General features: G+C 46.0%; 24 protein-coding genes and 1 riboswitch. Of the genes, 5 read left to right on the plus strand and 19 right to left on the minus strand.

From position 1 onward, the window contains the following. Window positions 1–83 precede the first annotated feature (83 nt). A riboswitch (cobalamin riboswitch) is annotated at window positions 84–373 on the minus strand. Window positions 374–474: 101 nt separating this feature from the next. Then, window positions 475–2730, minus strand: coding sequence for a DNA helicase PcrA (gene pcrA, locus KQI39_RS05165; RefSeq protein WP_442860755.1), 2256 nt, complete (start codon window positions 2728–2730; stop codon window positions 475–477). 148 nt (window positions 2731–2878) lie between these two features. Here pcrA and KQI39_RS05170 point away from each other — a divergent pair, with 148 nt between their 5' ends. Next, the gene (locus tag KQI39_RS05170; RefSeq protein WP_195567452.1) at window positions 2879–3505 is read left to right on the plus strand and encodes a DUF1836 domain-containing protein; all 627 of its coding nucleotides are present in this window, start codon (window positions 2879–2881) and stop codon (window positions 3503–3505) included. A gap of 106 nt (window positions 3506–3611) precedes the next feature. On the opposite strand, the gene KQI39_RS05175 is transcribed toward KQI39_RS05170, so the two are convergent. After that, the gene (locus tag KQI39_RS05175) at window positions 3612–3929 is read right to left on the minus strand and encodes a YerC/YecD family TrpR-related protein (RefSeq protein WP_148448559.1); all 318 of its coding nucleotides are present in this window, start codon (window positions 3927–3929) and stop codon (window positions 3612–3614) included. 251 nt (window positions 3930–4180) lie between these two features. Between KQI39_RS05175 and KQI39_RS05180 the strand changes: the two genes are divergently transcribed. The 3 genes from KQI39_RS05180 to KQI39_RS05190 are packed head-to-tail and all read left to right on the plus strand — an operon-like array spanning window position 4181 to window position 6326. Further along, window positions 4181–4858 (plus strand): YesL family protein, encoded by a 678-nt coding sequence (locus tag KQI39_RS05180; RefSeq protein WP_216417012.1) that lies wholly within the window; start codon window positions 4181–4183, stop codon window positions 4856–4858. Further along, a complete protein-coding gene (locus KQI39_RS05185) occupies window positions 4858–5778 on the plus strand; it encodes a TIGR01212 family radical SAM protein (RefSeq protein WP_216417014.1) in 921 nt (306 codons plus the stop codon). The genes KQI39_RS05180 and KQI39_RS05185 overlap by 1 nt, the downstream gene beginning before the upstream one ends. A 35-nt stretch (window positions 5779–5813) precedes the next feature. Beyond that, a complete protein-coding gene (locus tag KQI39_RS05190) occupies window positions 5814–6326 on the plus strand; it encodes a DUF4364 family protein (protein WP_021977867.1) in 513 nt (170 codons plus the stop codon). Window positions 6327–6358: 32 nt separating this feature from the next. Here KQI39_RS05190 and KQI39_RS05195 read toward each other — a convergent pair whose 3' ends face one another. The 11 genes from KQI39_RS05195 to infC form a co-directional block, all read right to left on the minus strand. Next, on the minus strand, window positions 6359–7687 hold the full coding sequence (locus tag KQI39_RS05195; protein ID WP_216417015.1) for a replication-associated recombination protein A: 1329 nt from the start codon (window positions 7685–7687) through the stop codon (window positions 6359–6361). Window positions 7688–7814: 127 nt separating this feature from the next. Then, window positions 7815–8585, minus strand: coding sequence for a polysaccharide deacetylase family protein (locus tag KQI39_RS05200; protein ID WP_253293074.1), 771 nt, complete (start codon window positions 8583–8585; stop codon window positions 7815–7817). A 105-nt stretch (window positions 8586–8690) separates the two neighbouring features. Beyond that, window positions 8691–9311, minus strand: a complete 621-nt coding sequence (locus KQI39_RS05205; protein WP_216417018.1) for a cytidylate kinase-like family protein — start codon at window positions 9309–9311, stop codon at window positions 8691–8693. Between the two features lie 10 nt (window positions 9312–9321). After that, entirely contained in the window at window positions 9322–10032 is a 711-nt protein-coding gene (locus tag KQI39_RS05210) for an ABC transporter ATP-binding protein (RefSeq protein WP_148448552.1), read from the minus strand. Window positions 10033–10046: 14 nt separating this feature from the next. Beyond that, a complete protein-coding gene (locus KQI39_RS05215; RefSeq protein ID WP_015526087.1) occupies window positions 10047–10805 on the minus strand; it encodes an ABC transporter ATP-binding protein in 759 nt (252 codons plus the stop codon). A gap of 2 nt (window positions 10806–10807) precedes the next feature. After that, on the minus strand, window positions 10808–11881 hold the full coding sequence (locus KQI39_RS05220) for a branched-chain amino acid ABC transporter permease (RefSeq protein ID WP_022426434.1): 1074 nt from the start codon (window positions 11879–11881) through the stop codon (window positions 10808–10810). A gap of 10 nt (window positions 11882–11891) precedes the next feature. Beyond that, a complete protein-coding gene (locus KQI39_RS05225; protein ID WP_118063755.1) occupies window positions 11892–12776 on the minus strand; it encodes a branched-chain amino acid ABC transporter permease in 885 nt (294 codons plus the stop codon). A gap of 102 nt (window positions 12777–12878) precedes the next feature. Continuing rightward, the gene (locus KQI39_RS05230; protein WP_216417019.1) at window positions 12879–14036 is read right to left on the minus strand and encodes an ABC transporter substrate-binding protein; all 1158 of its coding nucleotides are present in this window, start codon (window positions 14034–14036) and stop codon (window positions 12879–12881) included. A 236-nt stretch (window positions 14037–14272) separates the two neighbouring features. Further along, a complete protein-coding gene (gene rplT / locus KQI39_RS05235) occupies window positions 14273–14629 on the minus strand; it encodes a 50S ribosomal protein L20 (protein WP_015526090.1) in 357 nt (118 codons plus the stop codon). Window positions 14630–14662: 33 nt separating this feature from the next. Further along, window positions 14663–14860, minus strand: a complete 198-nt coding sequence (rpmI, locus tag KQI39_RS05240; RefSeq protein WP_019162770.1) for a 50S ribosomal protein L35 — start codon at window positions 14858–14860, stop codon at window positions 14663–14665. 83 nt (window positions 14861–14943) lie between these two features. Next, window positions 14944–15438, minus strand: a complete 495-nt coding sequence (infC, locus tag KQI39_RS05245) for a translation initiation factor IF-3 (protein WP_021977873.1) — start codon at window positions 15436–15438, stop codon at window positions 14944–14946. A 442-nt stretch (window positions 15439–15880) separates the two neighbouring features. On the opposite strand from infC, the gene KQI39_RS05250 reads away from it, so the two are divergent. Beyond that, window positions 15881–16204: a DUF1540 domain-containing protein gene (locus KQI39_RS05250; protein WP_148448548.1), complete on the plus strand. Its 324-nt coding sequence runs from the start codon at window positions 15881–15883 to the stop codon at window positions 16202–16204. A 76-nt stretch (window positions 16205–16280) separates the two neighbouring features. Here the strand turns inward: KQI39_RS05250 and ftsZ are convergent, their stop codons facing one another. The 6 genes from ftsZ to mraY form a co-directional block, all read right to left on the minus strand. Then, on the minus strand, window positions 16281–17432 hold the full coding sequence (gene ftsZ, locus KQI39_RS05255) for a cell division protein FtsZ (protein ID WP_148448585.1): 1152 nt from the start codon (window positions 17430–17432) through the stop codon (window positions 16281–16283). 250 nt (window positions 17433–17682) lie between these two features. Then, entirely contained in the window at window positions 17683–18978 is a 1296-nt protein-coding gene (locus KQI39_RS05260; protein ID WP_216417022.1) for a cell division protein FtsQ/DivIB, read from the minus strand. Further along, on the minus strand, window positions 18975–20255 hold the full coding sequence (murA, locus tag KQI39_RS05265; RefSeq protein ID WP_330653950.1) for a UDP-N-acetylglucosamine 1-carboxyvinyltransferase: 1281 nt from the start codon (window positions 20253–20255) through the stop codon (window positions 18975–18977). The genes KQI39_RS05260 and murA overlap by 4 nt, the downstream gene beginning before the upstream one ends. A 27-nt stretch (window positions 20256–20282) precedes the next feature. Continuing rightward, window positions 20283–21383, minus strand: a complete 1101-nt coding sequence (locus tag KQI39_RS05270; protein WP_216417024.1) for an FtsW/RodA/SpoVE family cell cycle protein — start codon at window positions 21381–21383, stop codon at window positions 20283–20285. A gap of 55 nt (window positions 21384–21438) precedes the next feature. Beyond that, on the minus strand, window positions 21439–22794 hold the full coding sequence (gene murD / locus KQI39_RS05275; RefSeq protein WP_216417026.1) for a UDP-N-acetylmuramoyl-L-alanine--D-glutamate ligase: 1356 nt from the start codon (window positions 22792–22794) through the stop codon (window positions 21439–21441). A gap of 14 nt (window positions 22795–22808) precedes the next feature. Continuing rightward, window positions 22809–23765, minus strand: a complete 957-nt coding sequence (gene mraY, locus KQI39_RS05280; protein WP_216417028.1) for a phospho-N-acetylmuramoyl-pentapeptide-transferase — start codon at window positions 23763–23765, stop codon at window positions 22809–22811. Window positions 23766–23775: the final 10 nt, after the last annotated feature.

The raw sequence follows: 23775 nt of genomic DNA on the forward strand, positions 1-23775 counted from the left end.
TTTTATCTCCTGTTGCCTATGGGTAACCGAAAAGATGGGGCTTCATAAAATCTGCACGGAACACTTTGTACGGAAGCTCCCACTTACATACTGTCAAGCAGGTTTCCTGACTTACAGACTCAGAAAAAACTCCGCAAAATAAAAACTGATACACCATTCATCTTTTAGCCGATCATGAATGATGTATCAGAATTTTCTCCAGAATCTCTCTGACATCGGGATTTCGCCTTCTCACATGAGTTTCTGCAATGGCATGTGAAATCCCTTCTTCTGTATACAGTGGCCGCAACCGCTCAGGCTTTTTACCCGATTCCCTCTCACAGTATCCGGCAGCATATGTGCCGGTGATACTGTTCACTTCACAGCAATTCAATTACGCTGATACTGATTCTAACATACCGGTTTTCCAATTACAACCTTGAGGCCGGATTTTTACAGTTTTTTGCAGAAATAGTCTGCCCGGAGAGATCCCTCTCAGATCTTTTTCAGCTTGGCAAAACCGGCGAACATTTTTTTCACGCCGACTTTGTCAAAGTCTACCGTCACTTCGTAGTCTCTGCCGCCGTCTGCGATATTTTTTACGATACCGACTCCGAATTTCACATGACGGACCGTGTCTCCCTCACCATAGTCCAGGCTGTCCGCCTTCTTCACTGTGAAATCTTTTTTCTGCAGGGTGCTCTTTGCCTGGAAATTCATTTTCATCTGGGCATAGGCGCTTTTCGGAGATACGATATCATCTACTCTGGGCTTTTTCTCCTGAATGGTATGTCCAAGATCTACCAGCTCCCGTGGAACCTCCCTTACAAAACGTGACACACGGTTATACTGAGTCTCCCCACGGATCATCCGCTGTTTTGCACAGGTTAAGGTCAGTTCCTTCATGGCACGGGTGATCCCCACATAACAGAGCCTTCGCTCCTCCTCGATATCCGACGGATCACCGGACCAGATGGAAGCATATCCCGGAAAAACACCGTCCTCCATTCCCACGATAAATACATTTGGGAACTCCAGTCCCTTGGCACTGTGAAGAGTCATCAGCAGCACATAATCCTGATCCGGATCAACAGAATCGATATCTGCCACCAGTGCGATCTCCTCCAGAAATGCAGAAAGTGTTGCCGGCTGTCCGGCCTCCTCCATGGCTTCCTGGAAGGATTCTGTCTTGGAGATCAGCTCATCGATATTTTCGATCCTCGCCTGGGCCTCCTCCGTTTTCTCTGCCTCCAGTTCCTTCACATAACCGGTAAGCTCAATGACCTCTTCCAGGGTTTCACGGACTGTATAGGCCTCTGCCTTACTTTTCAGTCCCTGGATAAAGGATACAAAATCATTGATCTTTCCTGCTGCCCGACCAATAGACGGTACTTCCTCCACCACGCGGAGCGCATCGTAAAAGCTCAGGTTCATCATATCCGCATAGTCCTGGACACGGCCGATGCTGGTGAGTCCGATTCCTCTTTTTGGCACATTTAAGATCCTGCGCACAGCCAGATCATCACTGGCATTGTCAATGGTCTTCAGATAGCTTAACAGATCCTTGATCTCTTTGCGGGCATAAAAATTCACGCCGCCGACAATCTTATAAGGAACATTTGCCAGGAGAAATTTTTCCTCGAAGAGGCGGGACTGGGCATTGGTCCGGTAAAGTACCGCGCAGTCCTTATACTGGAATTTCCCGTTACGCCGGCCCTGGATGATCTCTCCCGCAACATATTCCGCTTCCTCAAATCCGTTGTTAAACTGACGGAAATGGACTTTATCGCCCTCTTCGTTCTCTGTCCAGAGGCGTTTTTCCTTACGCTCCGTATTGTTGGCAATTACCTCGTTGGCTGCGTTCAGGATATTCTGTGTGGAACGGTAATTCTGCTCCAGCCGTACCACCTTCGCCTCAGGGAAAACCTTCTCAAAGCCCAGAATGTTCCCGATATTTGCTCCACGGAAGCGGTAAATAGACTGGTCATCATCGCCAACTACGCAGAGATTCTTGTATTTTTCCGCAAGAAGACTTACGAATTTAAACTGTGCGGTGTTAGTATCCTGATACTCATCCACCATAATATACCGGAAACGTTCCTGATAATAATCCAGGATATCCGGATTGTGCTGGAAAAGCTCCACAGTTTTCACGATCAGGTCATCAAAATCCAGGGCGTTGTTTCCCCGGAGAATGGACTGATATTCCTTATACATGCCTGCAATCTTCCGCGCATCCGGATCACTTCCCGCATTCAGCTCCATCTCTTCCGGCGTGATCAGTTCATCCTTGGCATGGGAAATCTCTGCAAGAACAGCACGTTCTTTATAAATTTTTGTATTGATACTGAATTTCCGGAAGATTTCCTTCATGACTGTCTTCTGGTCATCAGTATCATAGATGGTAAAATTACTGCCAAATCCCAGCACCTCAATATGTCTGCGTAAAATCCTCACACATGCGGAATGAAAGGTGGAAACCCATACGCTCTCCGCGCCCATTCCCGCAATTTTATTTACACGTTCCCGCATCTCACTGGCAGCCTTGTTGGTAAAGGTGATCGCCAGGATATTCCAGGGATTGACACCCTTTTCTTCCATTAAATAGGCAATCCTGTGGGTCAGCACTCTTGTTTTTCCGGAACCGGCTCCCGCAAGAATCAGAAGTGGTCCCTCTGTATGTACAGCAGCTTCCCGCTGCATGGGATTCAATGTGTCCAAAGCATCCTGTATACTCATTTTGATCTCCATTTCTTTTTCCATATCAACAGTATCTTTATATACTACCATGTCTTTTCTTTCCGGTAAAGCCACAACCTTACTTTCTCATTTTCCCGGAAAAAGTTTCTTTACAAGTAGTATTTAAAACTATATAATAGGGAGCAGAGGTGATAATGCGATGACAAGAAACGAAAAAGAGATGATGAGCAGCATTTTTGCGAAAATTGCTGAGCTTGATTATATAAAACCAGATGAAATCCCGAACATTGATCTTTACATGGATCAGGTCACTACTTTTATGGAAGAAAATCTTGCATCCACCAAGCGTCACGAGGATGACAAGATCCTGACCAAGACCATGATCAACAACTACGCCAAGAACAAGCTTCTCCCACCGCCGGAGAAGAAACGCTATTCCCGGGAACATCTGCTGATGTTGATTTTTATCTACTATTTTAAGAATATTCTCTCCATCAGTGACATCCAGACTCTTCTCGGACCGATTACGGATAAATATTTCAAGTCCCTGACTGAGAAAGATATGACTTATATTTATCAGGAAGTTTTCAGTATGGAACAGACACAGATCCGTTACCTGGAAAAAGATCTCATGCGCCGTTTCAAAAGCGCCGGGGAAATCTTCGAGGACGCAGATCCGGAGGATAAGGAATTCCTTCACCAGTTTTCCTTTATCTGCCTTCTGAGCTTCGATGTATACATGAAAAAGATGATCATCGAAAACATGATCGACCACATGAATTCCTCAAAAAATGAGGAATCCTCCAAAAAAGAAAGAAAAAACTGACTCCGGTTTCTTCAGCCGGACAGAAGAAAAGAGACAGACGCGCAACCGCCTGTCTCTTTTTACGTTACAGCATTATCCGTTATCATCTACGGTACGGACGTAAGCTTTATTCAGCTTCACCATCCTGCTCTCCGTTATTCTTCTTCATACGTGCAAATACCATCTCATAACCATCATTTCCATAGTTCAGGGAACGGTTTACACGGCTGATCGTAGCTGTGGAAGCTCCTGTCTTCTCGGAAATATCAAGGTATGTACGCTTATCGGTAAGCATCTTGGCTACCTCGAAGCGCTGAGATAAAGAAAGCAGCTCATTGATGGTGCACACATCCTCGAAAAATGTATAACACTCTTCCTTGTCCTTCAGGCACAGGATCGCTTCAAACAGATGATCCACAGCCTCCGTCCTGATTTTTTTGCTCATTGTTACGCTCCTTTAAAATACATAATTTTCGTTTGATACAATACTGATATTTTAACACTCTAAATCGTGATAAGCAAGCATTTTAGGGAAATTTAATAAACTATTTCACGTTTTTGTCTTTCTATGGCGGACACATGCTCTTATCCCGTTCCCTACCCCTGGGAACCATTTGGGGTTTGCTTTTTCCGCTCCAATTGAGTATACTTAAAATAATATCTTCAAAAGAAAAGAAAGAAAAGGAGACTTACCAAATGAACCGTTTTTTTAACATGGACAATAAGTTCTTCGTGTTCATGGGACGCGTTGCAGACCTGATTCTTCTGAATGTTCTTTGCATTCTCTGCTGTATTCCGGTTGTCACTGCTGGCGCTTCCATAACTGCTCTCTACTATGTCACACTGAAGATGGCAAGAGACGAGGAATCCTATATTATCCGAAGCTTTTTCCGTTCCTTTAAACAGAATTTCAAGCAGGCAACCATCATTAACATTATCATGCTGCTCACCGCTGCTGTTCTGTATATTGACCTTAAGATCGCAAGAGCCGGAAGCGGAGCTATGTATAAAGGGCTTTTCACCCTGTTCATCGCATTTGCCCTTATCTATGCGCTGATCCTTCTGTACATTTATCCAATCCTGGCCAAATTTTTCAACTCCATCAAGAATACTTTTGTAAACGCATTTCTGATGTCTATCCGACATCTTCCGCAGACCATCCTGATGCTGTTGATTTCCGTATCACCGGTTCTGCTTCTGTTTCTGTTTATATACGTAAGTTTTTCACAGGTGACATCCATTCTGATTATGCTCTTTGTTCTGATGGGATTTGCCACACTGGCTTACTGGAAATCAAAGATTTTTGTAAAAATCTTCGATAACTACATACCAGCTGATGAAGACGAAGAAAAAAGCGCACTGGATGAAATATAATGAAACGCTGGAATGACAAACCATATCATTCTCTGGACTATATGCTCCGGGAACGATATGGCGAGAAAGTCTACCGGGTCGCCTTAAACGGAGGCATGTCCTGCCCCAACCGTGATGGAACCCTTGGAAAAAACGGCTGCATTTTCTGCAGTCGGGGCGGAAGCGGAGATTTTGCGGCAAGTGCCAGACTTTCCATTACGGAACAGATCGACACCCAGATTGCCAGTCTCTCTTCCAAACGCCCGATCCATAAATACATTGCCTATTTTCAGGCCTATACCAACACCTACGCTCCTGTCAGTTATCTCCGGAAAATTTTTACAGAAGCAATCTCCCATCCGGACATTGTGGCCTTATCCATCGGAACCCGGCCGGACTGTCTGGGAGATGATGTGATGGAACTTCTTTATTCCCTGAACCGGATCAAGCCGGTATGGGTCGAGCTCGGACTTCAGACCATTCACGAAAATACTGCCTGGTATATCCGGCGTGGCTACCCTCTTTCCTGTTTTGACGACGCGGTAAAACGTCTCCGCGCAGGTGACATTGAGGTAATCGTTCATACAATCCTGGGACTTCCGGGGGAAAGTCGTGAAGATATCCTGGAAACAATCCGTTACCTTAATGCCATGGACATTCAGGGAATCAAGCTTCAGCTTCTCCATGTACTTCGTGACACAGATCTTGCTTCCGATTATGAGGCCGGTCTCTTTCAGACCTATGAACGTGAGGAATATCTGGATCTTGTCATTGACTGCCTGGAACATCTCAGACCGGATATTGTCATCCACCGTGTAACCGGTGACGGTCCGAAAGATCTTCTGATCGCACCTTTGTGGGCCAGCCGCAAACGGGAAGTTTTAAATCTGCTTCATCACAGAATGAAAGAGCGCGGGAGTTTTCAGGGAAAAGCATTATAACTTCTTTCCAAAAGCCAGTGAAAAGGAGGATTCTTATGGCATCACCTTTTACAACCTATAAACTTATTATTTTATACATGCTGCAGAATTCCGAGGGAGATCTCACCAATTCGCAGATCACGGATTTTATCCTGGACCGGAAATATACCAATTATTTTCAGCTCCAGCAGGCTGTTTCCGAACTGGTAGAGGCAGATCTTGTGGAAATGTCTTCCCAGTCCAACCGCACTTATTACCGGCTGACTGAAGAAGGAAAAAATACGCTGAAATATTTTTCCAGAGAACTCTCTTCTGACATTAAGAAAGAAGTCGAGGAATATCTCAATTCCCTGCACTGCAAAATTGAGGAACATCTTCTCACTCCTGCGGATTATTACCCCACCAAGGAGGGCAGTTACTCTGTCCGCCTGCGGATTATCGAGGGCGGTGTCAGTATTGTTGATCTCAGCATCAAAGTTCCCAATCTTGCTGCGGCCCAATCCGTATGCGAAAGCTGGCCTTATAAATATCAGAACGTCTACGACAAAATAATGGAGGAGCTTCTCTGAAAAGCTCCTCCATTTTTCTCATATAGATTCTCTTATTCCGCTTCTTCGTGGATCTTCTTCATATGCTCTTTCAGTTTCTTTTCATATCCCATATCACTGAGTTCGTAAAAATGTTCTCCTTCGATCTCTGACGGCAGATACTGCTGGTTTACATAATGATTCGGGTAATTGTGGGCATATTTATATCCAATGCCATGGCCCAGGCTTTCATGGCCGCCGTAATGGGCATCCTGCAGATGCACCGGAACGGTTGTCTTCTTCGCCTTCACGCAGCGCATGGCTTCCTGTATGGCATTTACCGCAGAATTGCTCTTGGGTGCACAGGCCATGTATGTCACTGCCTGGGAAAGAATGATCTGGGATTCCGGCATTCCCACGCGTTCCACTGCCTGTGCTGCTGCCGTTGCCACACAGAGGGCCTGGGGATCTGCGTTTCCAATATCTTCGGAAGCCAGGATCATGATCCTTCTTGCAATAAATTTCACATCTTCTCCTGCATAGAGCATTTTTGCCAGATAATAGACTGCCGCATCTGGATCGGAACCCCGCATGCTCTTGATAAAGGCGGAAATAATATCGTAATGGTTGTCCCCATTCTTGTCGTAACGGACCACACGCTTCTGAATGCACTCAGAAGCCACCTCAAGGGTCAGATGGATCTTACCGTCCGGATCCGGATCTCGGGGTGTGGTGAGAATTCCCAGTTCTACGGCGTTTAAGGCACTCCTGGCGTCTCCTCCTGCCATATCTGCCAGAAATTCCAGGGCATCCTCCTCGATCACCGCACCGTAGCTTCCCATTCCACGTTCCGGATCATTAACTGCGCGCAGGATCAGTTCTTTTATTTCCGGGATCTCCAGTGCCTTCAGCTCAAAGATGATCGATCGGGAAAGAAGCGCTCCGTTTACCTCGAAATACGGATTCTCCGTTGTAGCTCCGATCAGGATGATGGTCCCGTCTTCCACAAAAGGAAGGAGATAATCCTGCTGTCCCTTGTTGAAACGATGGATCTCATCGATAAACAGAATGGTCTTTTTTCCATACATGCCAAGATCATCCTGAGCCTGTTTTACAACTGCTTCCATATCTTTCTTGCCTGCTACAGTTGCATTGATCTGGGTAAAACTTGCGCTTGTGGTATTGGCGATAACTTTTGCCAGGGTGGTCTTTCCGGTCCCCGGAGGGCCGTAAAAGATAACAGATGTCAGCTTATCTGCCTTGATGGCACGATACAGCAATTTGTCTTTTCCAACGATATGCTGCTGCCCCACCACCTCATCCAGTGTCCGGGGACGCAGTCTGGATGCCAGGGGAGACTCCTGGTCCAGCGTTTTTGATTTTGCGTATTCAAATAAATCCATGGTTTTCACTCCTGTAATTTCTGTAAAAAACTGCCGCCGGTTCTCTCCTGGCAGCTGATCGATTCTTATTTTTATAATTTTACCTGTTTGCACAAAAAAAAGCAATTGTTTCTGCCCAAGCAGCCATTCACGTCACCAGCAGTTCATCCACAGTCACCAGGTCATACCCCTCCTCCGTCAGCATATCCACAATCTCCAGGGCAGCTTCCACTGAAGTGGGAAAACTGTCATGCATCAAAATAATGGAGCCATCCTTCACTTCTCTTTTTACGATATTCTCCACAGACTGGACGTTTTTTGATTTCCAGTCCAGGGTATCTACGTCCCAGAATACGGGAAGCATGGTCACACAGAGCTCCAGATTTTTTGGCCAGGCACCATAGGGCGGGCGGAGATACATAGGATACTCTCCTGTGATCTCATAGATCTCATTATTGGTCTTTAAAATCTGCTGGCAGGCCTGGTCACCAGGCAGCTTATCCAGCTGTACATGATCGTAAGTGTGATTGCCGATGAGATGGCCGTCTTTCTGCATCTGTTTTACAATATCTTCTTTTCCCTCGATATTTTTTCCCATAAGAAAAAATGTAGCATGGATCCCTCGCTGCCGCAGGCCGTCCAGAAGCATGGGCGTATAGGTTGCGTGAGGCCCGTCATCGAAGGTGAGCGCTGCCCTGGGACGGTCCTCCGTTTCACTCCTGTCAGATACCATCTCGGCCACGGGTTCTGCCGCTTTTTGTCCGTACTGTGCTTCCACCAGCCGGAGCATCCCCTCACCGGCGATCACCCTGGCCACCTGCATCCGAAACGTACGGTCTGAAATCTTCCCATATCCATTGAGTAAGACCAGCAGTACTGCCACTGTCACTGCCCGGAAATATTTTTTTCGCTTATCCATATCTCCCGCCGGATCAAACATACTTTTTCCACAATATATGAAAAAAACCCCGGGAAAAGACTTCTTATCGTTCTTTCCCCGGGGAATATCCTCTGCTTTATATTCTTATTTCTTCAGGATCTCAAGTGCACTCTCGATCTCTTCCACGCATTTTTTATAACCAAGGGTACCATTATCCAGACACAGATTGTATTTCGTCATATCTGCCCAGTCAACACCCATGAAACGTTTGCAGAAATCTTCCTTGCGCTTATCATCTTTATGCATGAATTTCTCAATGTCCTTTGTGGTTCCGCTGAGCTTCTTGCTTGCTTCACGGATACGGAAATCCCAGTCTCCGTAAACAAACACACGGAGAACATTTGGATAGTCTTTCAGGATCATGTTTGCACAACGTCCGATGATCACACAGGACTCTGTCTCTGCCAGCTGACGGATGATTTTTGCCTGGTAATTGAACAGGTTCTCATCGGATGTGAAATCCTTGCTCTGAGGCGGGATCAGCTCACCCTTGTAGATTCCGGACTTTGCAAAAAATCTCTGCTTGGTGCTGACATTTTCGTCTGCCCGTCCGAAAAGCTCCTGGCGGATACCGCTCTCATCGGATGCCATGCGGATGATATCCTTGTCATAGTAAGAAATCCCTAATTTCTTTGCAAGCTCCTCTCCGATGGTACGTCCGCCGCTTCCATACTGTCTTGCAATGGTAATTACGAAATTATCCATGTCTTTCCTCCTACTCTCCAAGATATGCCTTCTGAACAGCCTCATCGTTCAGAAGATCCTCAGCCTTTCCATCCATGGTAATGCTTCCTGTCTCAAGAACGTATGCACGATCCGCAATGGAAAGTGCTTTCTTCGCGTTCTGCTCAACAAGAAGTACGGTTGTGCCGCTCTCGCTTACCTCACGGATGATGTCAAAAATCTCGTTTACAAAGATCGGTGACAGACCCATGGACGGCTCATCCATCAGGATGATCCTCGGTTTGCTCATCAGTGCACGGCCCATGGCCAGCATCTGCTGCTCACCACCGGAAAGTGTTCCTGCACGCTGTCCTTTACGTTCTTCCAGACGCGGGAATCTCTTGTATACACCGGCAAGGCTCTCTGCGATCTCTGCCTTGTCCTTTCTTGTATAAGCTCCAAGAAGAAGATTCTCATAAACAGACATATCCGCAAATACTCGTCTTCCTTCCGGAACGTGTGCCATACCCATCTCTACGATCTTATGGGCCGGTGTTCTTGTGAGGTCTTTTCCCTCAAACACAATGCTTCCGGACTTCGGAGAAAGAATTCCGGTAAGTGTCTGAAGTGTGGTTGTCTTTCCGGCACCGTTGGCACCGATCAGCGCAATAACCTCTCCCTGATTTACATGAAAAGAAATTCCCTTCAGGGCCTGGATCACACCATAGTAGACCTGGAGGTCCTTTACTTCCAACATTGCCATTATCTCGTTCCTCCTTATTCTCCCAGATATGCAGTGATAACTGTCGGGTCTTTCAGCACTGCGGATGTCTCACCCTGGATCAGCACCTGACCGAAGTTCAGAACTGTCAGTTCCTCACAGATACCGCCGACCAGTTTCATGTCGTGCTCGATCAGAAGAACTGTCATATCAAAATGTTCCCGCACGAAACGGATCGTATCCATCAGCTCCTGTGTCTCATTGGGGTTCATACCAGCTGCCGGCTCATCCAGAAGAAGAAGCTTCGGATCTGTGGCAAGGGCTCTGGCGATCTCCAGCTTACGCTGTTTACCATAAGGCAGGTTGCCTGCCAGAGTGTCTGCTTCCTTATCCAGGTCAAAGACCTTCAGGATCTCCATGGCACGTTCGTTCATCTCTTTTTCTACCTTATAATATTTCGGCAGTCTTAAGATTCCGGTCAGTGTGGAGTATGGATGATGATTGTGAAGTCCTACTTTTACATTGTCAAGAACCGGCATATCCTTGAAAAGACGGATATTCTGGAAAGTTCTTGCGATTCCGGCCTTGTTGATCTCGATGGTGCTTTTTCCTGTAATGTCCTGGCCGTCCAGTTTAATGATTCCCTCTGTTGGCTTGTATACGCCTGTGAGAAGGTTGAACACCGTTGTCTTACCGGCACCGTTCGGTCCGATCAGTCCATAGAGCTGTCCTTTCTCAATGGTCATGTTAAAGCCGTCAACAGCACGAAGACCGCCGAACTGGATAGACAGGTTATTTACTTCCAGCATTGCCATGATCAGGCCACCTCCTTTTTCGCTTTTTTGCCTTTGAATTTTTCTACCATACGTGCTCTCCAGTCTCTTGCTGCAGGTGCCCAGTTAAAGAGCATCATGATGATCAGCACGATTGCGTAGATCAGCATACGGTAGTTTGCAAATCCACGGAGAAGCTCAGGCAGTGCATAGAGGATAATTGTTGCAATGATAGATCCTCTGATATTTCCGATTCCTCCAAGTACTACATACACAAGTACCAGAATGGACATATTGTAATCGAATACAGAAACCTTAAGAAGAGAAAGGTTATGTGCATACAGCACACCTGCAACTCCTGCAAGGGCTGCAGAAATGGTAAATGCCAGCAGCTTATATCTGGTGATATTGATTCCTACAGACTCCGCTGCAATACGGTTGTCCCTGGTTGACATAATAGCACGTCCGCTTCTGGAGTTTACAAGGTTCTGTACAATAAACAATGTGAGAAGAAGCAGGATCACGCCGATCAGGAAAAAGTAATTCTTGATATCTTTATAAAGAGTTGCTGTTCCTGAAATACCAAGGGCGCCTTTTAAGATCTGCTTTCCGCCGGCTTCCAGATGAAGACCTGCCGCACTGGTTGCAACGTGAAGACCTTTGTCATCCACACCAATGTAAAGTACGTTGATCAGGTTCTTGATGATCTCACCAAAAGCCAGGGTAACGATAGCCAGGTAGTCACCACGGAGACGAAGTACCGGGATACCGATGATCACACCGAACAGTGCTGCAACTGCCGCACCTACAAGGATCGCAAGGATAAAGCGCGGAACCTGCGGAATGGAGTCTGCAGCCACCTGAGAAAACAGGGCACTGGAAAAAGCTCCCACACACATAAAGCCCGCATGTCCAAGACTCAGCTCGCCGGAAAAACCAACTACCAGGTTCAGAGAAACTGACGCGATGGTATAAACACAAAGCGGAACAAGAAGTCCCATAAGAAGTCTGGAAAGATTTCCAGTTGAGGAAAGCGCCTGTACGATCACAAAGAGTACAATAACGATTCCGTAGTTGATCATGTTATTTTTTGTTGTTTTGTTTTTCATATTCTTCATATCGGCCACCTTACACTTTCTCCTGGATGTTCTTGCCAAACAATCCGGTCGGTTTTACAAGAAGCACGACGATCAGGACTGCAAATACAATCGCATCTGCAACCTGGGAAGAAATATAAGCTTTTCCGAAAATCTCGATGATTCCCAGAAGGATACCACCTACCATAGCTCCCGGAATAGAACCGATTCCACCGAATACGGCCGCTACGAAAGCTTTGATACCAGGCATGGCTCCTGTGTACGGAGTCAGTGTCGGATAAGTCTGACAGAGCAGAAGACCTGCGATTGCTGCAAGTCCGGAACCGATGGCAAATGTGAGGGAAATTGTCGCATTGACGTTAACTCCCATCAGCTGTGCCGCATCTCTGTCTTCGGAAACCGCCTGCATGGCACGGCCAGGTTTGGTCTTTTTTACAAAGAGGGAAAGTCCTACCATGATAATGATACATGCAAGGATGGTTACGATGGTGATTCCCTTGATGGTAAGCTCGCCGTCGAACAGTGTGATGGACGGAACTTTGACAACAGCTACGAAACTCTTGGCATCTGCGCCAAAGATCAGAAGTGCCAGGTTCTGAAGCAGATAACTGACACCGATAGCCGTGATCAGAACGGCCAGGTTGGAGGAAGCTTTTCTAAGTGGACTGTAAGCTACCTTCTCAATGACAACACCAAGCAGTGTACAGATCACAACGGAAAGGATCACAGCAAGGATCGGTGACATACCGCCTCTTGTGATACAGGTAAGGATGATATAGGCTCCTACCATGATAACATCTCCGTGTGCGAAGTTCAGCATCTTAGCAATACCATAAACCATGGTATATCCAAGTGCGATGATCGCATAGATACTGCCAAGACTGATGCCGTCTTTTAAATAAGATATAAAACTCATAACGCACCTCTTTTAATTGTTTATTGATAAGGGAAAAAGGGGACGGTTCCCACTAAAGGCAACCGTCCCCTGACCCCTAACGTTAACTGGATTAAAACTTACTTATTTCATCTCTACGTAAGCACCGTCTTTGATTTCAAATGCTTTCGGCTCTTTATCGCACTCACCGTCTTCGGTCCATTTCGCTTTTCCTGTAAGTCCGTCAAGCTCGATGTTTGCCATGGATGCTGTCATTGCTGCACTGATGTCTGCATTTTCCATATCTGGTGTGATCTTTGCATCGTCAGCTGCAAGCTGCATTGCGTAAAGTACATCATATGTATCTGCCGCAAACTGGTTCGGGATCTCACCGTTGTGAGCATCGCCATATGCTTTTACGAAGTTCTGGCTCTTCTCATCTGTAGCTGTTGCGGAGAATGGTGTCAGAAGCATAACACCCTCTGCAAGGGATTTATCGAAGTTCTCTACATTGAGGATACCATCCATACCGTCTACACCAAAGAATTTAATGTCAAGTCCTGCCTCAGATGCCTGCTGAAGGATCAGCGCATTGTCGGAATAGTAGTTCGGAAGGAAAAGAAGCTCAGCGCCGCTCTTCTTGATCTTTGCAAGCTGTACAGAATAGTCTGTGTTGCTGTCTGTTGTGTAAGCCTCATCTGCAACTACTTCAAGTCCGTCATCAGCAGCTGCTGCAACGAATGCGTCATGTACACCGGAGTTGTAGTCAGCAGCGGAATCATAAAGTACTGCTACTTTCGTTGCAAGTTTGTGCTCGGAAATGTACTGAGCAGATTTGGTTCCCTGTGCCGGGTCTGTGAAGCACATACGGAACTCGTTTGTTCCTGCTGTGATACAGTCAAGTGCTGTTGCGGATGGTGTGAAGAGGAATGTATCCTCAGCTGCCTCAGCTCCTACTGCGATACAGGAACCGGATGTTACAGTTCCACAGAGCATCTGCATTCCTTTATCGATCAGGTCATTGTATGCGTTAACAGCCTTCTCCGGATCTCCCTGGTCATCACCTGCGTCAAGAATCTCTACTTTATATCCGTTGAATCCACCGTTCTCGTTGATCTCATCAGCTGCGATCTTGGCTGCGTTGTATACGTTGGTACCGTACTGTGCGTAATCACCTGTCATCGGTCCGATCACACCGATCTTAAATGTCTCATCTGCTGCAAAAACTGATGCAGGCATCATCATAGCTGCTGTCATCGCTGCTGCTGATGCAACGCCGATTACTTTCTTCCAATTCTTCATAATAATCTCTCCTCCTGCGCTTTGTCGCGTTACTAATGTTTAATGGTAAAATTATAGCATCGCATATTTTTTATTTCAAGGGCAAATTTAGTTATCTGTTGTTTTTCGTCTGATTGCACAACGCGGACACTTGTCCGCTGTACAGCTTGTGTCGTTTTTCGGCAAATTGTCTGAATTTTTTTACAAAAAAATCCAGGGAAAAATTCCCTGGACTCCTTCGTCTCTTAATACTTTACTTATGCGATTGCTTTCTTAGCGATCTCAGCAAGAGCTGTGAAGCCTGCTGCATCGTTAACAGCCATCTCTGCAAGCATCTTTCTGTTGATGTCGATGTTTGCAACTTTAAGGCCGTGCATCATTTTGCTGTAGGAAAGTCCGTTCATTCTTGCAGCTGCATTGATACGTGCGATCCAGAGCTGTCTGAACTGACGTTTCTTCTGTTTTCTTCCTGCATAGGAGCTTGTAAGAGCTCTCATTACAGACTGTTTTGCTACTCTATACTGTTTGGAACGGGCTCCTCTGTAGCCTTTTGCCAGTTTTAATGTACGGTTATGTCTTTTCTTTGCGTTTAATCCGCCTTTAATTCTTGCCATTTCTTAATTCTCCTCCTGTTCGTCTTCTCTATCTTATAAATATGGTAATGCTTTCTTCATGCTCTTTACGTTAGTAGAATCAACAACAGTAGATTTTCTCAGATTTCTCTTTCTCTTCTGAGATTTCTTTGTAAGGATATGGCTCTTGTAGGCTTTATTTCTTACTAATTTTCCTGTACCTGTTTTTTTAAAGCGCTTTGCTGCTGCTCTGCAAGTTTTAATTTTTGGCATTATGAATTCCTCCTTGATTTGGTACTTCTAAATTTTATATAGCATCCCGTTCTGCCCGGCTGTTGCCGTGAAGACTGAGATATCTACCGTTTCTCAGTCAGAAACATAGTCATGCTTCTGCCTTCTACCTTCGGAGCCTTCTCTACAGTCGCTATATCGGACAGAAGATCTGCGAAGTCGTCAAGCACATGCTTGCTGCTGGACATATGTGCCATCTCTCTTCCGCGGAAACGAAGTGTAACCTTAACTCTGTCGCCCTTGCTAAGGAACTTTCTTGCTGCATTTACCTTCGTCTTCAAATCATTCGTATCAATGTTCGGGGAAAGACGCACTTCTTTGACATCGATGGTTTTCTGCTTTTTCCTGGCCTCTTTTTCTTTTCTTGCAAGCTCGTAACGGTATTTACCGTAATCGATGATCTTACATACCGGCGGTTTCGCCTGTGGGGCAATCTTTACAAGGTCAAGTCCTGCCTCCTGCGCTTTCGCCATCGCTTCTCTGGCGGACACGATTCCAAGCTGAGCTCCGTCCGGACCAATCAAGCGTACCTCTCTGTCTCTGATCTGTTCGTTAATCATTAAACCGCTAATTGTTGTACACCTCCATGAACATGATAGAATTAATTTTTTCTTTCTCAATCAATGTAGCTTAAGCCGCACAAAAAAAGCGCAGACAGATGCCCACACTTCAAATAATTACACCTGCGCACTGATGGTTGATCCGTTCGCAGTACTGTGCAATATTGACCTGAGTCGCTTATCTTCAGCGCTGAGGTGAGAGTGAACTCTGCTTTCTTTTCGCTACGTACTTTAAGAGAATACCATGGTATCTTCTGTTTGTCAACTGTTTTTTTATATTATTATGTATTTATTTGTGCGTATGAGTTTTTCTTTTTCCGGGCATACTATCCAACATCGGAATCCGATAAGACAGACTGTAACATGGACCATTGATCAGAGATGTCAAAGTCCGACAGCTGACGGTTTCCGGTAAAATCATATTTATCAGGAGGACACTTTTATGACAATCCTTAAATGTTCCGCGCACAACTGCTACTATAACAAAGATTCTCTCTGTTCCAAAGGAGCCATTAATGTGGAAGGCGCAGATGCACGTTATGCAGATGATACCGCCTGTGAAAGTTTCCGCGATCAGAAAGAAGGTTCTGCAACAAATGCTGCTGATTCCGGTTGTGGATGTGAAACCATTAACATTGACTGCAAAGCACACAACTGTACCTACAATGAGCACTGCAAATGTACCGCAGCTTCCATCAATGTATCCGGTGATAATGCACATCGCTGCTGTGATACAAAATGCGATACCTTCAGCTGTAAATGCTGATATTCTGATCTGAAAGTCAAAAAAATCCGGCAGGGTTCCAGACGGATCCTCTGCCGGATTTTATTATGTTCATTTATTATCTGTTCTTAAGAAAATCCGGAATCTGGATGTCCTTTTTCTGAACAGTGCTTGTCGGAGTCTTTGTTCCAAACTGTGTGGAATTCATAGTCGGCAGGCTGAAGCTTGGCATGTTAAGGTTCATGCTGCTTGTCTGTGGCTGACTTGTCTTTTTGGTGTTTCCAAATACAGAATTGGAAGCTCTGTTTCCAAATGGTGTATTCTGAAGGTTATTGTCTGTAAGACCTGTGGCAATAACTGTAATTCTTGCATAATCTGCAACAGAATCATCATACATGGCACCAAAGATAATGTTTGCATCCTCACCGGTAAGCTCCTGTACATAGCTTGCCGCATCGTTGGCATCCATAAGAGAAATATCTCCGGAAATGTTGATGATTACATGAGTAGCGCCCTTGATGGTTGTCTCAAGAAGCGGAGAAGATACAGCCTGCTGTACAGCCTCCATAGCCTTGTCATCGCCTCTTGCCTCACCGATACCGATGTGAGCGATTCCCTTGTCTGTCATGACAGTCTGTACGTCTGCAAAGTCAAGGTTGATCAGTGCCGGCAGGTTGATCAGGTCTGTGATACCCTGTACTGCCTGCTGAAGAACCTCATCAGCCTTACGCAGTGCTTCCGGCATAGTTGTTCTTCTGTCAACAATCTCAAGTAACTTGTCATTCGGGATGACAATTAAAGTGTCAACTGCTTTCTTCAGATTCTCGATTCCCGCAAGTGCATTGTTCATACGGGTCTTCGCTTCAAAACGGAAAGGCTTGGTAACAACACCGACAGTCAGGATACCCATCTCTTTTGCCGCACCGGCGATTACAGGAGCAGCTCCGGTTCCGGTTCCGCCACCCATACCACAGGTAACGAACACCATGTCCGCTCCCTCGATGATCTTCTTAACTTCCTCAATGCTCTCCTCAGCTGCCTTCTGTCCAACTTCCGGCTGTGCACCGGCGCCGAGACCTTTCGTAATTTTTTCACCAATCTGAAGTACAGTCGGAGCTTTACACAGTGTCAGAGCCTGTTTATCGGTATTGACACCTACAAACTCAACTCCACCAATGGCCTCTTCCACCATTCTGTTTACTGCATTATTACCTGCGCCGCCTACTCCAATTACAATAATTTTCGCAGAAGACTCAGCCTCATTCGTCATTATCTCTAACAATGTACTTCCTCCTTTATTTCTACCTGATATCCGATTCAGTGTAATAATCTATTCCAAGCTACATATACACATAGTTATATCATATATTTTTTTCGTTAATTAATCAACCACTAATTTTGTTTTTTTATACTTTTTTCACTAAATTTCGGCACTGTTTCTATTAACCGAAACATTTGCAAAACAATCTCTGGCAAAATGACCAAATACTGGTATTATATTAAGAAAGGTTTTTTTATCTCTACTCGTAATCGGCCTCATCGCTGTAATCACTGTACTGATTTTCGTCATAATTATCCGACTCATTACTGTAATCACCGCTGTAATCTGCCCCTGCATCGGCTTCTTCGTCGGTGCCGTCTGCGCTGTTATCAGAAGTATCCTCTCCATTTCCGGTGCCTTCCGAATCCGTATTCTGAGTGTCTGTGCTGACAGAATCTGTTCCGTCTCCGGTGCTTTCTTCCGAAGCAAGATAATCCTCCAGCGTACCTACATAATTACCGTCACGGTCATACTCACTGACTCCGTCATAACCGCCGTCTTCCCGGTATCCGCCTTTCCAGTTTCCGTTGGCAGCCATACTTTCTTCTGTCGGTGCCTCTCCCACATAATTCATGTTGGCGTCATACTCACCGCTTCCTGTATAGTCACCTTCTTCATCATATCCGCCTACCCAGTTCGCCTGCGCATACTCCAGGTCTGTCTGCGGTTTCGGCCCTACATAATTGCCATTTTCGTCGTATTCGCCCTCGCCTGTGTAATTTCCTTCCTCATCATAACCGCCTGTCCAGGTTTCTTCGGAATTCTGATTCTCATCCTGTTCCTGCTCCAGTGTTATGGTCTTGGAATTATCATTTACATTTTCAGCGTGGAGAATTCCTTTTTTTCCGGAAATCAGCGGAAGAATGGCAAGTACCCTGGTCATTTTGTCTTCCAGATACTCGTCCTTTCCAAGCTTGACCGTAATATCTCCGTAAACCAGGCTGATCTGCCCGTCATCTCCGAATTCAATATGATCCGGAACCTTGTCATTTTTTGAAAAGATAGTAGACAAAGCCACGGCTGTATTCATCACAGTCTCATCCTTAATAGGAAGCTTCTCATTGAGAATTACTTTTTTTACTTTAATTCCGTCAAAAAAAGGAATCTTCTCATTGCGTTCTGTGGAACCTTCCACAAAAACTCCATTTCTGTCAAAGTAAATGTAACTGTCCAGATAAGGAATACAGCCGACAATATCCTTCTCCTTCACACTGACACAAATGGTGTGACGGTTAAGTCTGGTCACTGTATAACCATCCACAAAAGGAACATCTTTTGTATTCTGTTTGGTGTAAAGAAGGGGTGCCAAAACGGAATTGGATGCCAGCGGCCCCCGAAGGACCATCTTCTTGATCTGTTTCTCAGAATAATGGCTACTTCCCATCACCTGAACTTCATCAACCTGATAATAAGTAAAAAAGAAAATAACACCTGCCAGCAGCAGAACCAGAATCATTCCGGCTGCTGCCAGCGAATTTTTTTTGGATTTTTTCATAAAGTTCCTCTGTCCTTTATCAGCAGACCGCCAAGCGCAGTCAAATCTTCACAGATATGTTCATAACCTCTTTCAATAAAGGAGCAGCCTCTGATCCTGGTAACACCTTCTGACGCAAGTGCCGCGATTACAAGTGCTGCACCTCCGCGGAGTTCCTCTGCTTCCACAATGCATCCCTTAAGCGGATAACCACCGTGTATCACAGCAATTCCATCCCGGATCTCAATCTTCGCTCCCATATAACAGAGCCATGACGCCAGTTTATATCTGTCCTCAAAAATCTTCTCACGGATCCTGCTCACTCCCGGGATCGTGGCCAGCACAGCCATCGCCGGAGACTGCAGATCTGTAGGAAATCCTGGGTAAACATCTGTTTCCAGAAGTTCAAGGGGAAAACCTGCATTTTTTCCGTTGACTATTAGTTTACCACCTACCCGGTGGCATTGTCCACCCATTTTCCGATATACTTCCAGGATTGCATCCATTTCATCAAGCGGCGGATTTTCCAGAATAATCTCTCCTCTGGTCGCTGCCGCTGCCATAAGATAAGTTCCGGCAACGATGCGGTCCGGGGGAATCGTCATGTTTCCGGGGTGCAGTTTCTTTACGCCTTCAATACAGATCCTTCCATTTTTCAGGATTTCAATCCTTGCGCCCATCCCGGTCAGATACTGGCACAGCCAGTTAATTTCCGGTTCGCGGGCACATCCCGAAAGAACGGTTTTTCCTTCTGCCAGAACAGCTGCCAGAATTCCCTGTTCCGTAGCTCCCACACTGCTTTTGGGAAAAATTATTTCCGCTCCTTTCAGTTTTCCACAGGCTGCCTGAATCTCACTTCCGTTTTCCACGATTCTGGTACCAAGTTTCTGTAAAACCTGTATATGAAGATCCACCGGGCGTTTGCCAATGACACATCCGCCCGGATAACCGGTCTGTGCTTTCCCGTTCCGTCCAAGCATTGCCCCCATCAGAATCACGGAAGAACGCATTTTTCCGGAAAAATGTTCCGGTATCACAGTACCGTCCGCATGACTGCAGTCCAGATAAAGGTCATGACCCTCCCACCAGGTTCTCGCCCCCAGCTCCCGGAGGATTTTTTCCATCAGAAATACATCTGTGATCTTCGGACATTCCCGCAACACACTGGTCCCGGAGCTTAAAAGGGCCGCTGCCATAACCGGAAGTGCTGTGTTTTTTGACCCCTGGATCCGCACAGTCCCATGCAGTGGCCTGCCTCCGGTTACGACGATCTCATCGATCTCATTCAAGTCTTCCACTCCTAAAAGGGCCTCTTACTTTTTATTCTATGTGATTCTTCCATGTCTGTGACTGCTGACACTTAACGCCAGCCCCATCTCCCCCAGAAGAAAAACAACGGAAGTTCCGCCATAACTTACAAAGGGCAGCGTGATTCCGGTATTGGGGATCGTATTTGTCACAACCGCAACATTCAGAACTACCTGGATCGCCATATGTGCCATGATCCCGGCACAAAGAAGTGTCCCCTGAAGATCCCGGCAGTTCAGTGCCAGAACACAAAGCCTCCAGATCAGAAGACCAAACAGAAACAATACCAGAAACGCTCCCAGGATCCCGGTCTCCTCACACACAATGGAAAAAATCATATCATTCTGGGCTTCCGGCACAAATCCCAGCTTCTGAAGGCTGTTTCCGAAACCTTTGCCAAAAATCCCTCCGCTTCCTATGGCATACAGACCCTGTATGGTCTGAAAGCCTTTTTCATATTTTTCCGGATCCCGCCAGATTGCCAGACGCTCCAGACGGTAACTCTCCGCAGCAAGAAAAACTGCAATAAATCCGATTCCCGCACTCCCCAGAGCCAGAAACTGCAGGTATCTGGGATTGGCCACAAAGATCAGCAGCACACCAATCCCGAGAATGATCACCGCTGTACTTAAGTTGTTGGAACCTACCAGACCAACTACCGGAAGCAACGTCATCATGGTCCTGCACATAAACCAGAATCCGGTTGTCTTGCTTTTTGTCCGGCTGATCTGCCACACAAGAAAAAGGATTACTGCAACCTTGGAAAATTCCGAGGGCTGAAATGACAGCGGCCCGAGATTCAGCCACCGCTTCGATCCGTTAATTTCCTGTCCGAAAAGCAGCACTGCCGTTGAGAGAAAAAGTGAAAGAATATACGCTCCCGGTGCCAGCTTCACAGGAATGCGATAATCCACCTTTGATGCCAGATACATAACAAGCAGCCCCAGTGCCGTGGCAAAGAGCTGCTTCTTAAAATAATAGGCAGAGTCGTGAAAACGCACTCTGCCATTATATTCGCTTACCGAAAAAAGCGCCCCCAGGCCAAACACAACAAGGATCAGAACCAGAACCCAGAGAACGGTATCAGTCTTTCCGGTCTGTTTCTGTTCTGCCTTCATGCTGTGGCCTCCACAGTGGTCTTTATTTCAGCTTATGTATGTATTTTTCGGATTATTACAGTGCTTTCACATATTCCTTGAACATGTCGCCACGCTGTTCGTAGTTATCAAACTGTCCCCAGCTTGCACAGGCCGGTGAAAGAAGAACCGCATCTCCTGGATTTGCTTTTTCCGCGCAGACCTGAACAGCTTCTTTCAGATCCTCACAGAGAATGATGTCTGTAAATCCAAGACGTTCTGCTGCTGCTTTGATCTTTTCTTTCGTCTGGCCGATGAGAACAAGATAACGGACTTTTCCGTCAAAGGATTCTATCCACTCATCGTAGCTGGATTCCTTGTCATAGCCACCGCCGATGAGAAGAGTCGGACGGTTCATAGCCTGAATTCCCTTGATAGCTGCATCCGGGTTGGTTCCCTTGGAATCGTTATAATAGGCAACGCCGTTCTTCTCTGTTACATACTCGATTCTGTGAGGAACTGCCACAAACTCGCAAACACTCTTGTGGATGCTCTCCACAGAAACTCCCGCATAATATGCCATGGCTGCTGCAGCCATTACATTCTCGTGATTATGACGGCCAAGGATCTTAAGTTCTCCTGTCTTTACGATCGGGAGCTCTTCTTTTTCTGTTTTCAGAATGATCTGATCTCCGTCCAGATAGATACCCTGATCCAGTTTACGGAGGCTTGAAAAATATACCACCTTCGGAACGATGTTCTCACCGAATTTACGGAGGACTTCATCCTCATAATTCAGGACACATACATCTTCTGGTCCCTGATTCTTGGTAATCAGCTCTTTTACACGGATGTATTCTTCCATGGTATGATGACGGTTCAGATGATCTTCTGTAATGTTGAGGATCGCACTGACCTTCGGGCGGAACTGCTCGATAGTCTCCAGCTGGAAGCTGCTGATCTCCGCAACGGTTACAGAATCCTCACGCATCTCCAGTGATTTTGATGTATATGCAGTTCCGATATTTCCTACAACAAATACAGATTCACGGGCATCTCCCATAATCTTTCCAAGGAGAGCTGTTGTTGTTGTCTTGCCGTTGGTTCCTGTAATTGCAAGAACCTCGCCTTTTCCTGTACGGTAGGCAAGTTCTACCTCACTCCATACCGGAAGTCCTTTTTCGTAGAAGCTCTTTACCAGTGGAAGGTCTGTGGGAACTCCAGGGCTTAATACTACGAGATCAAGACTTTCCATCTCTCCTTCCGGAAAAGCACCGGCCCAGATCTCCGGGGTGTATGTTCCGTTTGTTTTATGTAAAACCGCTTCTTTATCAAGGTTTTCATTTCCGTCATAAATAACCGGCTGTGCCCCTACACTTCCAAGCAGGTCAGCGGCACCAATGCCACTTTTTCCGGCTCCGAAAACGAGAACTTTTTTTCCTTTTAAATCCATTTTTCTGTTCCTCCTTATAATGCCAGGAGAGCGATCAGGCACATAATGGCAGTTACAACAGAGAACACTGCAACGACCCGTGTCTCGGACCACCCGCAAAGCTCAAAATGATGGTGGATAGGCGCCATCTTGAAAATTCTTTTTCCGTGTGTTGCCTTGAAATAGGATACCTGGATCATAACGGACAGTACCTCAATAAGATAGATCAGTCCCACCAGGATGATAAACAGCGGCATCTGCATGGCATAAGCCACACCAGCCACAAAACCGCCCAGTGCCAGAGAACCGGTATCTCCCATAAATACCTGTGCCGGATATACGTTAAAGAGAAGGAAGCCCATAAGGCTGCCCACAACCGCACAGGTGATCGGCTCCACGCCGCTGTTCATTCCAAGGGAAACAACGGTAAAAAATACTGCAACGATCAGGGTAACACTGGATGCCAGTCCGTCAAGTCCGTCGGTAAAGTTTACTCCGTTTACTGTACCGATAACCGCAAAGAACAGCACCGGAACCGCAAACCATCCCAGATTCAGATAATGTCCGCTCCAGAACGGGATCTTCATGGTCAGGGATACGTTGGAATAATTTACAAGATAAAAAGCAAATACAGCTGTCACAACAATCTGCAGTGCCATTTTCTGCCATGGCAGAAGTCCATCTGAACGTTTCAGGACTACTTTCAGATAATCATCCAGAAATCCGATCAGTCCAAATCCCAGGGTCAGGAAAAGTACCGGGATGATCATCGGATAATCTCTGATATAAAACAGTGATGTTACAGTTGTTGCAATGAGAAAGATCACTCCACCCATGGTCGGGGTACCGTTCTTTTTCAGGTGGGACTGCACGCCCAGCTCTCTCTCTGTCTGTCCCATTTTAAGTCTTCTTAAAAAAGGGATAACAATCGGTCCTAATACAAGGCTGATCGCAAATGAAATCAGCACAGGGATCACAACATGAAACTCCATCCTCACACCT

The sequence above is a fragment of the Blautia sp. MSJ-36 genome, from assembly GCF_018917985.1.
In the GTDB taxonomy this organism is placed as follows: domain Bacteria; phylum Bacillota; class Clostridia; order Lachnospirales; family Lachnospiraceae; genus Blautia_A.

What these genes read in the sequence shown, in the direction of transcription:
- pcrA (WP_442860755.1), bottom strand. Translation starts at nt 2,730, where the DNA reads ATGGAGATCAAAATGAGTATACAGGATGCTTTGGACACATTGAATCCC.
- KQI39_RS05170 (WP_195567452.1), top strand. Translation starts at nt 2,879, where the DNA reads ATGACAAGAAACGAAAAAGAGATGATGAGCAGCATTTTTGCGAAAATT.
- KQI39_RS05175 (WP_148448559.1), bottom strand. Translation starts at nt 3,929, where the DNA reads ATGAGCAAAAAAATCAGGACGGAGGCTGTGGATCATCTGTTTGAAGCG.
- KQI39_RS05180 (WP_216417012.1), top strand. Translation starts at nt 4,181, where the DNA reads ATGAACCGTTTTTTTAACATGGACAATAAGTTCTTCGTGTTCATGGGA.
- KQI39_RS05185 (WP_216417014.1), top strand. Translation starts at nt 4,858, where the DNA reads ATGAAACGCTGGAATGACAAACCATATCATTCTCTGGACTATATGCTC.
- KQI39_RS05190 (WP_021977867.1), top strand. Translation starts at nt 5,814, where the DNA reads ATGGCATCACCTTTTACAACCTATAAACTTATTATTTTATACATGCTG.
- KQI39_RS05195 (WP_216417015.1), bottom strand. Translation starts at nt 7,687, where the DNA reads ATGGATTTATTTGAATACGCAAAATCAAAAACGCTGGACCAGGAGTCT.
- KQI39_RS05200 (WP_253293074.1), bottom strand. Translation starts at nt 8,585, where the DNA reads ATGGATAAGCGAAAAAAATATTTCCGGGCAGTGACAGTGGCAGTACTG.
- KQI39_RS05205 (WP_216417018.1), bottom strand. Translation starts at nt 9,311, where the DNA reads ATGGATAATTTCGTAATTACCATTGCAAGACAGTATGGAAGCGGCGGA.
- KQI39_RS05210 (WP_148448552.1), bottom strand. Translation starts at nt 10,032, where the DNA reads ATGGCAATGTTGGAAGTAAAGGACCTCCAGGTCTACTATGGTGTGATC.
- KQI39_RS05215 (WP_015526087.1), bottom strand. Translation starts at nt 10,805, where the DNA reads ATGGCAATGCTGGAAGTAAATAACCTGTCTATCCAGTTCGGCGGTCTT.
- KQI39_RS05220 (WP_022426434.1), bottom strand. Translation starts at nt 11,881, where the DNA reads ATGAAGAATATGAAAAACAAAACAACAAAAAATAACATGATCAACTAC.
- KQI39_RS05225 (WP_118063755.1), bottom strand. Translation starts at nt 12,776, where the DNA reads ATGAGTTTTATATCTTATTTAAAAGACGGCATCAGTCTTGGCAGTATC.
- KQI39_RS05230 (WP_216417019.1), bottom strand. Translation starts at nt 14,036, where the DNA reads ATGAAGAATTGGAAGAAAGTAATCGGCGTTGCATCAGCAGCAGCGATG.
- rplT (WP_015526090.1), bottom strand. Translation starts at nt 14,629, where the DNA reads ATGGCAAGAATTAAAGGCGGATTAAACGCAAAGAAAAGACATAACCGT.
- rpmI (WP_019162770.1), bottom strand. Translation starts at nt 14,860, where the DNA reads ATGCCAAAAATTAAAACTTGCAGAGCAGCAGCAAAGCGCTTTAAAAAA.
- infC (WP_021977873.1), bottom strand. Translation starts at nt 15,438, where the DNA reads ATGATTAACGAACAGATCAGAGACAGAGAGGTACGCTTGATTGGTCCG.
- KQI39_RS05250 (WP_148448548.1), top strand. Translation starts at nt 15,881, where the DNA reads ATGACAATCCTTAAATGTTCCGCGCACAACTGCTACTATAACAAAGAT.
- ftsZ (WP_148448585.1), bottom strand. Translation starts at nt 17,432, where the DNA reads ATGACGAATGAGGCTGAGTCTTCTGCGAAAATTATTGTAATTGGAGTA.
- KQI39_RS05260 (WP_216417022.1), bottom strand. Translation starts at nt 18,978, where the DNA reads ATGAAAAAATCCAAAAAAAATTCGCTGGCAGCAGCCGGAATGATTCTG.
- KQI39_RS05270 (WP_216417024.1), bottom strand. Translation starts at nt 21,383, where the DNA reads ATGAAGGCAGAACAGAAACAGACCGGAAAGACTGATACCGTTCTCTGG.
- murD (WP_216417026.1), bottom strand. Translation starts at nt 22,794, where the DNA reads ATGGATTTAAAAGGAAAAAAAGTTCTCGTTTTCGGAGCCGGAAAAAGT.
- mraY (WP_216417028.1), bottom strand. Translation starts at nt 23,765, where the DNA reads ATGGAGTTTCATGTTGTGATCCCTGTGCTGATTTCATTTGCGATCAGC.